This is a genomic window from Pseudoalteromonas sp. APC 3495, from assembly GCF_030407645.1.
Classification (GTDB): Bacteria; Pseudomonadota; Gammaproteobacteria; order Enterobacterales; family Alteromonadaceae; genus Pseudoalteromonas; species Pseudoalteromonas tetraodonis.
In genome coordinates, this window is the sequence record NZ_JASDDA010000075.1 from 1 (window position 1) to 9794 (window position 9794).

Annotated in this window: 8 protein-coding genes and 1 pseudogene; 8 read left to right on the plus strand and 1 reads right to left on the minus strand. The window is 41.2% G+C overall.

All coding sequences use genetic code 11. The features are described 5' to 3' along the window. Positions 1-157 precede the first annotated feature (157 nt). Positions 158-1783 (plus strand): pyridoxal-dependent aspartate 1-decarboxylase PanP, encoded by a 1626-nt coding sequence (gene panP / locus QL984_RS17910; protein ID WP_290173148.1) that lies wholly within the window; start codon positions 158-160, stop codon positions 1781-1783. Between the two features lie 51 nt (positions 1784-1834). Here panP and argE read toward each other — a convergent pair whose 3' ends face one another. Then, positions 1835-2986: an acetylornithine deacetylase gene (argE, locus tag QL984_RS17915; protein WP_290173150.1), complete on the minus strand. Its 1152-nt coding sequence runs from the start codon at positions 2984-2986 to the stop codon at positions 1835-1837. 221 nt (positions 2987-3207) lie between these two features. Between argE and argC the strand changes: the two genes are divergently transcribed. The 7 genes and pseudogenes from argC to QL984_RS17950 form a co-directional block, all read left to right on the plus strand. Continuing rightward, positions 3208-4221: an N-acetyl-gamma-glutamyl-phosphate reductase gene (gene argC / locus QL984_RS17920; RefSeq protein ID WP_290173153.1), complete on the plus strand. Its 1014-nt coding sequence runs from the start codon at positions 3208-3210 to the stop codon at positions 4219-4221. Then, complete coding sequence (gene argB, locus QL984_RS17925) at positions 4218-4985, plus strand: acetylglutamate kinase (RefSeq protein WP_290173155.1); 768 nt, start codon at positions 4218-4220, stop codon at positions 4983-4985. Before argC ends, argB begins: the two co-directional genes overlap by 4 nt. Positions 4986-4992: 7 nt before the next feature. After that, positions 4993-5925 carry an ornithine carbamoyltransferase gene (locus QL984_RS17930; protein ID WP_016900252.1) on the plus strand — a complete coding sequence of 311 codons (933 nt, stop codon included), beginning with the start codon at positions 4993-4995 and terminating at the stop codon, positions 5923-5925. Continuing rightward, a complete protein-coding gene (locus tag QL984_RS17935) occupies positions 5922-7124 on the plus strand; it encodes an argininosuccinate synthase (RefSeq protein WP_036956760.1) in 1203 nt (400 codons plus the stop codon). Before QL984_RS17930 ends, QL984_RS17935 begins: the two co-directional genes overlap by 4 nt. A gap of 52 nt (positions 7125-7176) precedes the next feature. After that, positions 7177-9042, plus strand: coding sequence for an argininosuccinate lyase (gene argH / locus QL984_RS17940; protein WP_290173157.1), 1866 nt, complete (start codon positions 7177-7179; stop codon positions 9040-9042). 253 nt (positions 9043-9295) lie between these two features. Continuing rightward, positions 9296-9496, plus strand: coding sequence for a hypothetical protein (locus QL984_RS17945; RefSeq protein WP_010391035.1), 201 nt, complete (start codon positions 9296-9298; stop codon positions 9494-9496). 15 nt (positions 9497-9511) lie between these two features. Then, positions 9512-9794, plus strand: a pseudogene (locus QL984_RS17950) (hypothetical protein); the annotation flags it as partial.

Genomic DNA, 9794 nt, shown 5'->3' on the forward strand with positions numbered 1-9794 from the left:
CTATTTAGTATTGTCTTTTATGGCTTAAAACGAGACATTTTTGTCATATTGCAGTAAAGTTAGCGCAATTTTTTAGAAATGCCGTTGCTTAAAAAACACCTTATATTAGCGTGTTTTACAAACTAACAGGTGTTTTAGTCACACACTAGGTATGAAGATGGATCAAAAGCGTTGTGCCGTCGCCTCTAAAGAAAGCCTTAAACGGATATTCACCGTTCCAGAGGCGCCAGACTCAACTTTGAGCAAAATAGAGCTTGAAATTTCGAGTAATTTAGCAGGTTTCTTAAACGAAAATATCGCGGCAATTGAAAAACCATTACATGAAATAGAAAAAGATTTTCAATCGGCGGCAATCCCTGAAGAACCGACGTTTGTGTCTTGCTATGCTCAAGATATTATGGAGCAGCTGGTTGCTCATTCTGTTCATACCGCAGCGCCAAGCTTTATTGGCCATATGACATCGGCTCTGCCTCATTTTTTACTACCGTTATCGAAATTAATGGTTGGGTTAAATCAAAACCTAGTAAAAATTGAAACCTCGAAAGCGTTTACCCCATTAGAACGTCAAGTTTTAGGGATGATGCATCATTTAGCTTATAGCCAAAGTGATGGTTTTTATTCTAAATGGATGCACAGTGCAAAAACTTCGTTAGGGGCATTTTGCTCTGGCGGCACCGTGGCAAATATTACTGCACTTTGGATAGCTCGAAATCGCTTATTAAAAGCGGATGGCAATTTTAAAGGCATTGCTGCACAAGGTTTAGTTGCAGGAATGCTTCACTATGGTTACAAAGGGCTGGCAGTTTTAATTTCTGAACGAGGTCATTATTCGCTTGGTAAATCGGTTGATTTATTAGGTATTGGTCGTGAAAATTTAATTGGTATTAAAACTTCTGCCGATAATAAAGTCGATGTTAGTGCAATGCGAGAAAAAGCGTTAGAGCTTGAAGCACAAGGCATTAAAGTGATGGCAATTATTGGAGTCGCAGGAACCACTGAAACCGGTAATATTGACCCACTTGAAGATATGGCTAATTTAGCACAAGAGATTAATTGTCATTTTCATGTTGATGCAGCGTGGGGCGGAGCAACTTTACTGTCTAATACCCATAGGCATTTATTAAAAGGTATTGAGCATGCAGATTCAATCACCATTGATGCGCATAAGCAAATGTATGTGCCGATGGGGGCCGGTTTAGTCTTATTTAAAGACCCTGCTGCAACTGATGCCATCGAGCATCATGCTGAATATATTTTACGTAAAGGCTCTAAAGATTTAGGCAGCCATACGCTTGAGGGAAGTCGCCCTGGGATGGCGATGTTAGTGCATGCTTGCTTACGTGTTATTGGTCGTAAAGGCTATGAAATGCTTATCGATCGCAGTATTAAAAAAGCGCGTTATTTTGCTGATTTAATAAAAGCCGATGAAGATTTTGAGTTAATATCAGAGCCAGAACTTTGCTTACTGACCTATCGCTATGTACCAAAACAAATTAAACATGCGATAGCCCAAGCTGATGCACAAACCCGTTTAGACATTTTTGCCGCGCTTAATCGTTTTACTGCCAGCATGCAAAAACGCCAACGTGAATCGGGTCGCTCATTTGTATCGCGTACGCGTTTAACGCCAGTTCAATATGATAACCAACCAACCGTGGTATTTAGAGTGGTACTTGCGAACCCGCTTACCTCAGGTGCTATATTAAAAGAGATATTAGAAGAGCAGAAAGAACTGGGACAAACTGATCCGGTGTTTAAAAAGTATTTACGAAAATATATGTAATTACAACTACAAATACAATGACAAAAAAGACGCGATTAAGCGTCTTTTTTGTTACTGATTAAAGCAACTCGCCTTTATAAGGTTGCTGATAATTTGTTGAGAAGGTTTGATTTTTTCCATTGCTAAAAACTCATCGGGCTGATGCGCTTGGTTAATAGAGCCTGGCCCCATTACGATGGTTTCACAACCGAGTTGCTGTATAAATGGCGCTTCGGTACAGTAGTTAACAGCCACTGCTTTTTGCCCTGCTATATTTTCGGCTAATTTGACTAACGCGCTATCTGTGCTTCCCGTAAATGCTGGAATTGGCTCATGCAAATCAATTACGCTCACAGAGTTAGGGTATTGCTGGTTTATATCGTAGGTTGCATCAAGTACCAGTGCTTGAAGCTCTTGCACGCTTAAACCGGGAAGAGGGCGCATATCAATGTGCATTTCACAGCAGCCACAAATTCGGTTGGCATTGTCACCCCCATGAATATTGCCTAAGTTGAGTGTTGGATAAGGAATTTCAAAGTGATTTATTGAATATTTATTCTTAATTTGTTCTTTTAAGATCAGTAATTTTGTAATCACTTTATGCATTACTTCGATGGCATTAAGGCCCCGTTCGGGATCAGAGCTATGTCCTGAGCGACCAACGACTCTGATTGCTGTAGTCATATGGCCTTTATGGGTAAATACTGGTGTCATATCAGTGGGTTCACCAATAATACAGCGGCTTGGCTTTAAATTTGGGTGCTTACAAATTTGCTGTGCGCCAGCCATAGTGGTTTCTTCATCGGCGGTCGCTAATATTAAAATAGGTTGAGTTTGTTGCTTTTCATCAAGCTCACTAATAGCCTGCAGTACAAAAGCAAAAAAGCCTTTCATATCAATACTGCCTAAACCATATAATTTGTTATCAAGTTCGGTTAATTTAAATGGATTTTGATTCCAGCGGCTATCATCAAATGGCACCGTATCGGTGTGCCCCGCAAGCATTAACCCGCCATCGCCTTGTCCGCGTTTTGCTAATAAGTTGTAGCGGCCTTTACCACCTTCTAACTCTATTATTTCACAGGTAAAACCTAAGCTTTCACACCACTGAGCGAGTAGTTCAATTACGCTTTTATTGCTCATACACAAATGCTCTTCAATAGCGCTAATAGAGGGGGCAGCAATTAATTGCTGATACATCGAAATAAAAGACGGCAGAGACATAAAAAAATCCAAAATAAGTATTCAATTTAATTGCATAACAATATAAAAGTATTTATGATGAATATCAATTCACTTTTTAAGCATAAATATATTAAAGTTACGCCATGAAAATAATACGACGATAGTTATCACTCATTAATTTAATCAGTTTAGCTAGGTTGCAACCTAGTGTAAGTCAATAACATGGAATGTAGTCACTAATTTTAGATAAAGAGTAAATAATGAACGTAGTAATTATAGGTGCCAGCGGTTACAGCGGCGCAGAATTGGCTAGCTTAATTTCCAAACATCCAGCATTAACATTATCAGCATGTTATGTATCAGCGCAAAGCTTGGATAAACATAAACTGCTCAGTGAATTATACCCTGAGCACTTAGGGTTACTTGACTTACCTTTGCAACCACTTGATGAGAGTGCATTGAGTGATATAGCGCATTCAGCAGACTATGTGTGTTTATGCACTGACCATAAAGTAAGTGTTGATTTAGCCCCTCAGTTTTTAGCGATGGGCAAAAAGGTATTTGACTTGTCTGGTGGTTACCGTCTTGAAAGTAATGAAGATTACGTCACTTATTATGGTTTTGAACACCAGCATCCAGAGCTCCTCAATGAAGCTGCATATGGCCTTGCAGAGTGGAATAGTGAGGCCATTGCAAAGGCGCAGTTAGTCGCTGTAGCTGGCTGCTACCCAACTGCCGCATTAAACGCATTAAAGCCTCTTCAGCAAGCTGAGTTACTTAGTGATGAGCGGATTATTATTAATGCTGTATCGGGAGTAACTGGAGCAGGTCGTAAAGCAAGTATTGGCACGCATTTTTGCGAAGTATCGCTAGCTGCTTATGGTTTGTTTAACCATCGTCATGGGCCTGAGATACAGCAGTATCTTGGCCATAACGTGTTATTTACTCCTCATTTAGGTAATTTCCCGCGCGGTATTTTAGAAACCATTTATGTACAGCTAAAACCGGGTGTGACTAGTGAGCAAGTAACTAAAGCGTATCAAGTATTAGCAGATGAGCCGTTAATTCGATTGCTTGGTGGCAAAATTCCCTCCATTAAAGGGGTAGCAAAACAACCCTATGTTGATATTGCATGGCAGCAGAAAGACTCACAATTAATAGTAATGGCAGCGATTGACAATTTACTAAAAGGGGCGGCTGGTCAGGCTCTGCAATGTATTAATTTGTCAATGGGTTTGCCTCACACTACAGGTTTAGTAGGAGCGTTTAAATGAGCAGTAAAACGTGGGTTATTAAACTCGGTGGCGCAGTACTCAATACTGAAAATGCCGCTAAAGCGCTTTTTGAGGTTTTTAATGAGCAACATGATGCACAATTTGTCATTGTTCATGGCGGTGGCTCATTAGTTGACCATTGGCTAGCTGAAGCCGGTTTTGCCAGTGCTAAACACCAAGGTTTGCGTATCAGCCCTAAAGAACAGATGCCTTATATTGTAGGAGCATTAGCGGGAGCAGCAAACAAACAATTAATGGCGCAAGCAATGACTGCTGGGCACAAACCCGTTGGCTTGAGTTTATATGAAGCTGGAATAACAGCATCACAAAAATTAAAAGCGCTAGGGCAAGTAGGTCAATGCCATAGTAATGATGATTCTATTATTAATGAATTACTCAGTGGCGGGCGTTTACCTATAGTCAGCTCCATCGGTTTTGATGAGCAAGGGCTTTGGTACAACGTCAATGCTGACGAAGCAGCAGCCGCGATTGCGAGTAATTTAAACGCCGAACTTATTTTTATGACAGATGTAGAAGCGGTGCTTGATGTGAATAAGCATCCACTACATCAACTTGACACAAAACACATTGATACTTTAATTGCAGAGGGAGTAATTGTGGGCGGGATGGAGGTCAAAGTTAAGACCAGCCTTCACGCTGCCCAACATTTACGACGCGGTGTGTACATTTCCAGCTGGCAAAAGCCAGAAAATTTAACGGCTTTGCTGCAAGGCGAGCACGTCGGAACTAAAGTGACACCATAGGTTGAATATGTTTAAAGATTTTATAACGGGTCTAGAATTAGACCAACAAGGCGCCCTTAATTTATTAAAATTAGCGCAAGATATTAAAGAAAGCCCTGCAAAGTACAGCCAAGTGTTAGCTGGTAAGTCAGTGGTTACTCTGTTCGAAAAGCAAAGTTTACGTACGCGTTTATCGTTTGATATTGGTATAAACCGTTTAGGCGGTCATGCGGTTTATCTTGATCAACAAAACGGCGCGATGGGAGCTCGTGAATCAATAAAAGATTTTGCCTTGAATATTTCAACTTGGGCTGATGGTATCGTTGCCCGGGTTAATCAGCACAGTACGTTAACTACCTTAGGTGAGTATTCGTCTGTTCCTGTGGTTAATAGTTTGTGTGATTTATATCACCCATGCCAAGCCTTAGCTGATTTTTTAACGCTTCAAGAAGTGCACGGTGATGTTAGTCAGCTAAAGTTGGCTTATTTAGGTGAAGGTAATAACGTAACGCATTCACTGATGCTACTTGCAGCAACTTTAGGTACTGATTTTGTTGCTGTGACGCCAAAAGGCAGTTCGCCCGATTCGCAAATTCTTAAAAAAGCGGAGCAAATTGCCGCAATGAATGGGGCGTCTGTGATGGTAAGTGACAGAGTTGAGGCTGCGGTAGGTGCTAACGCAGTTTACGCTGATACCTGGGTTTCTATGGGAGACACCACACCGCTTGAGCAAGTGAAAGAAAAATACATGCCTTATCAATTAAATCAGGCATTACTTAAAAAAACTGGGGCTACCACGGTATTACATTGCCAACCGGCACACCGTGAGTTTGAAATTACCTCTGAGGTGATGGATGGCCCCGCATCAAAAATTATTCAACAAGCAGAAAATCGTATGCATGCGCAAAATGCTCTGCTTGTTACATTATTAAATCCAAATTTTGTTAAGGAACACCTATGAGTTCAATTAAAAAAGTCGTTTTAGCCTATTCAGGTGGTCTTGATACATCGGCTATTGTGCCATGGTTAAAAGAAAACTACGGCTGTGAAGTTATTGCCTTTGTGGCCGATGTTGGCCAGGGCGCAGAAGAACTTGAAGGCGTAGAAGCGAAAGCCATTGCATCGGGTGCATCTGAATGTTACGTAGTTGATTTGAAAGATGAAATGGTAAGTGATTACATTTACCCAACACTTAAAACAGGCTCTATATACGAAGGGACCTACTTACTAGGTACTTCTATGGCACGTCCAATCATCGCCAAAGCCCAAGTTGAAATTGCCCGTAAAGTGGGGGCAGATGCACTTTCTCATGGCTGTACGGGTAAAGGTAACGACCAAGTACGTTTTGAGTCATGTTTTGCAGCACTGGCTCCTGATTTAAAAGTGATTGCGCCATGGCGTGAGTGGGATTTATCAAGTCGTGAATCATTGCTTGATTACCTAGCTGAGCGTGATATTCCGTGTTCTGCATCAGCAACTAAAATTTACAGTCGTGATGCTAACGCATGGCATATCTCCCACGAAGGCGGCGAGCTTGAAGACCCTTGGTGTGAGCCAAGTGAGCAGGTATGGACCTGGACTAATTCACCAGAGCAAGCGCCCGATAAAGCTGAGCATGTCACTTTATCAGTTGTAGAAGGTGAAGTGGTTGCTGTAAACGGCGAACAATTAAAGCCTTACGACTGTTTAGTTAAACTAAACGACATTGCAGCCCCGCATGGTGTTGGTCGTGTTGATATTGTAGAAAACCGTTTAGTGGGCATGAAATCACGCGGTTGTTATGAAACACCAGGCGGTACAGTGATCATGGCGGCGCTTCAAGCAATTGATGAGCTCGTTCTTGATAAGTCAAGCCGTAAATGGAAAGAGGTACTCGGTGGTGAATTTTCGCATTTAGTCTACGACGGTCGTTGGTTTACGCCGCTTAAAGATTCTATTTTAGCCGGTGCAGAAGCGCTTTCTACGTTAGCGACAGGTGAAGTGGTACTTAAACTTTACAAAGGGCAAGTAACAGCGGTCCAGAAAAAATCACCTAACAGTTTATACAGCGAAGATTTTGCTACTTTTGGTGAAGACGATGTTTATGACCAATCGCACGCAGAAGGCTTTATTCGTTTATTCTCACTATCAAGCAGAATTTCAGCATTAGCTAAAAAGTAATTTTTTAAGCCCCTTGGAATTAAGGGGCTATTATCGGGTTTGGAGAGATTTCATGGCATTATGGGGCGGGCGTTTTTCTACGGGTCCAGATGAAGCGTTTAAACAATTTAACGATTCACTTCCCTTCGATTATCAATTAGCAGAGCAAGATATTATTGGCTCTGTTGCATGGGCTGGCGCACTTGAACAAGTCAACGTGTTATCTAATGACGAACACCAAAAGCTGGTATCGGCATTATATGAATTACTTGAAGAGGTAAAAGCAGATCCACACGCTGTTGCCACCTCAGGTGCTGAGGATATTCACTCGCATGTTGAAGCCGCGCTAATTGAAAAAGTGGGTGATTTAGCTAAAAAATTACACACTGGACGCAGTCGTAACGACCAAGTTGCTACCGACTTTAGATTATGGTGTCGCGATACCGCCGATCACATTTTAAAAGCGATTGTACAATTAAAAGCTGAATTTGTTAGCTTGGCTGAACGTGAGCTTGGCACAATATTGCCAGGGTATACGCACTTACAGCGTGCACAGCCGGTGTTATTTAGTCACTGGTGTATGGCTTATGTAGAAATGTTAGAGCGTGATGAAAGCCGGTTGCAAGATGCCCAAGCACGAATGAACTATTGTCCACTCGGCAGTGGCGCTCTTGCGGGAACTGCCTATCCGATTGACCGTCACGCACTTGCACAAGGGTTAGGGTTTACAGGCGCGACTAAAAACAGCCTTGATGGTGTATCTGATCGTGACTTTGTGGTTGAGCTATTAAGCTGTGCGTCTATCTCTATGATCCACTTATCGCGCATGTCTGAAGACTTGATTTTTTATAACTCAGGAGAAGCTGGGTTTATCGAACTGGCTGATAATGTTACATCGGGCTCATCTTTGATGCCGCAGAAAAAGAATCCAGATGCATTGGAGCTAATTCGTGGTAAAACAGGGCGGGTATTTGGTGCGTTTAGTGCAATGATGATGACTCTAAAAGCACTGCCGCTTGCCTACAATAAAGACATGCAAGAAGATAAAGAAGGCATTTTTGACGCTATGCCAACGTGGCTTGCTTGTATTCATATGGCGCAAGCGTGTATTAAGGGTGTAACAGTTAAAGCAGACAAAACCTTAGCAGCGGCAAAAGGTGGCCACGCAAATGCAACCGAGCTTGCTGATTATTTGGTAGCCAAAGGTGTACCGTTTAGAGAAGGGCATCATATTGTTGGGGTGTTGGTGCAATTAGCTATTAGTGAAGGTAAAACGTTAGAGGAGCTTTCACTTGAGCAGTATAAATCAGTAAACCCAGTGTTTGAAGATGATGTGTATCCGGTACTTGAAATTGATGCCTGTATTAAAGCACGTCAAGCACTTGGCGGAACCTCATTAGAACAAGTAAGTAAAGCGGTGAAAGACGCGAAAAAAAAACAGCAAATAACAGTTCGTGATGCAAACCTAGATGACGTGGAAGCAATCGCTAAACTCGTACAACACTGGGCAACAGTCGGCGAAAACTTACCGCGCGCTAAAAGTGACATGGTGCACTCAATTAATGAGTTTGCTGTAACCGAGATAAACGGTCAGGTATCAGGTTGTGCTTCATTATACATTTACGACACTGGATTAGCTGAAATACGCTCATTAGGTATTGACCCTAAAAGCGCAGTAACAGGCCAAGGGCGAGAGCTAGTAGAACATTTATTAGTAAAAGCCAAAAAATTGGCACTCAATCGTGTCATCGTTCTGACTCGTGTACCTGACTTTTTCGAAAATCAGCGCTTTAGTTTCTGTAGTAAAGAGAGCTTACCTGAAAAAGTCATGAAAGATTGTGAGCTATGTTTACGTAAAGAAAACTGTGATGAAGTCGCAATGGAATATATGTTAAAGCCAAGTAATAGCATGGAGATCCCTTGTAAAAACGTGGCTTGAGCAATCCCTAGGATAAAAAACGCACGGTGACCCCGATGCGTTTTTTTTTGAGTAAAATAAAATGATGTTTTAAATTAATATGCTATGAATTTAAAGTTGGCATATCTGTTGCATTTATAGTTCTGTAGTGTGTTGTTGAGTCAATTAATCAACGAAGGCAATACGTTACAGCAGTTATTTAGTAACTACTTCAGGTGGTGTGATTTAAATTTACGCCAATAATAAAAATTTAATACTCAAAAGGATTAATCACATGCAAATTTCAGCTAATAGCCAAGTACAAATGCAAGCATACAATAAAACGCAACAATTAAAGCCTGCAATGGAACAAACTGCTAGCCCTAAAACCCTACAATCTGATACAGTAAGCTTTTCTAAAGAGGCGATGACGGCTGCTACTGCGGATTTACAGCGAGGTGGTGGCACTGTTATACCAACATGGAAACCTAAATAATTATAAAGGTTTTAAATGATTCTAACTGAGCTTTTTGGGTTGTTCTCACTGTCTGCTTTTACGATGTGGGGATTTCTAATGACTTTCTTTTTTAATGTATTTGTATATTCATTAGATGTAAAAAGGGGAACAACCCTTTTACTCAGTTCATTTATTATGATGGTATCTTATACCCTTTCTGATTACTTTTATACGTGGCTATCAATGAAAGATTCAATTTATCTTGATTGGGCCATGTATGATATTGTCACGATCATCGCTCTTGCATGTATCTATAAAATTATAAAGAAAACAACCC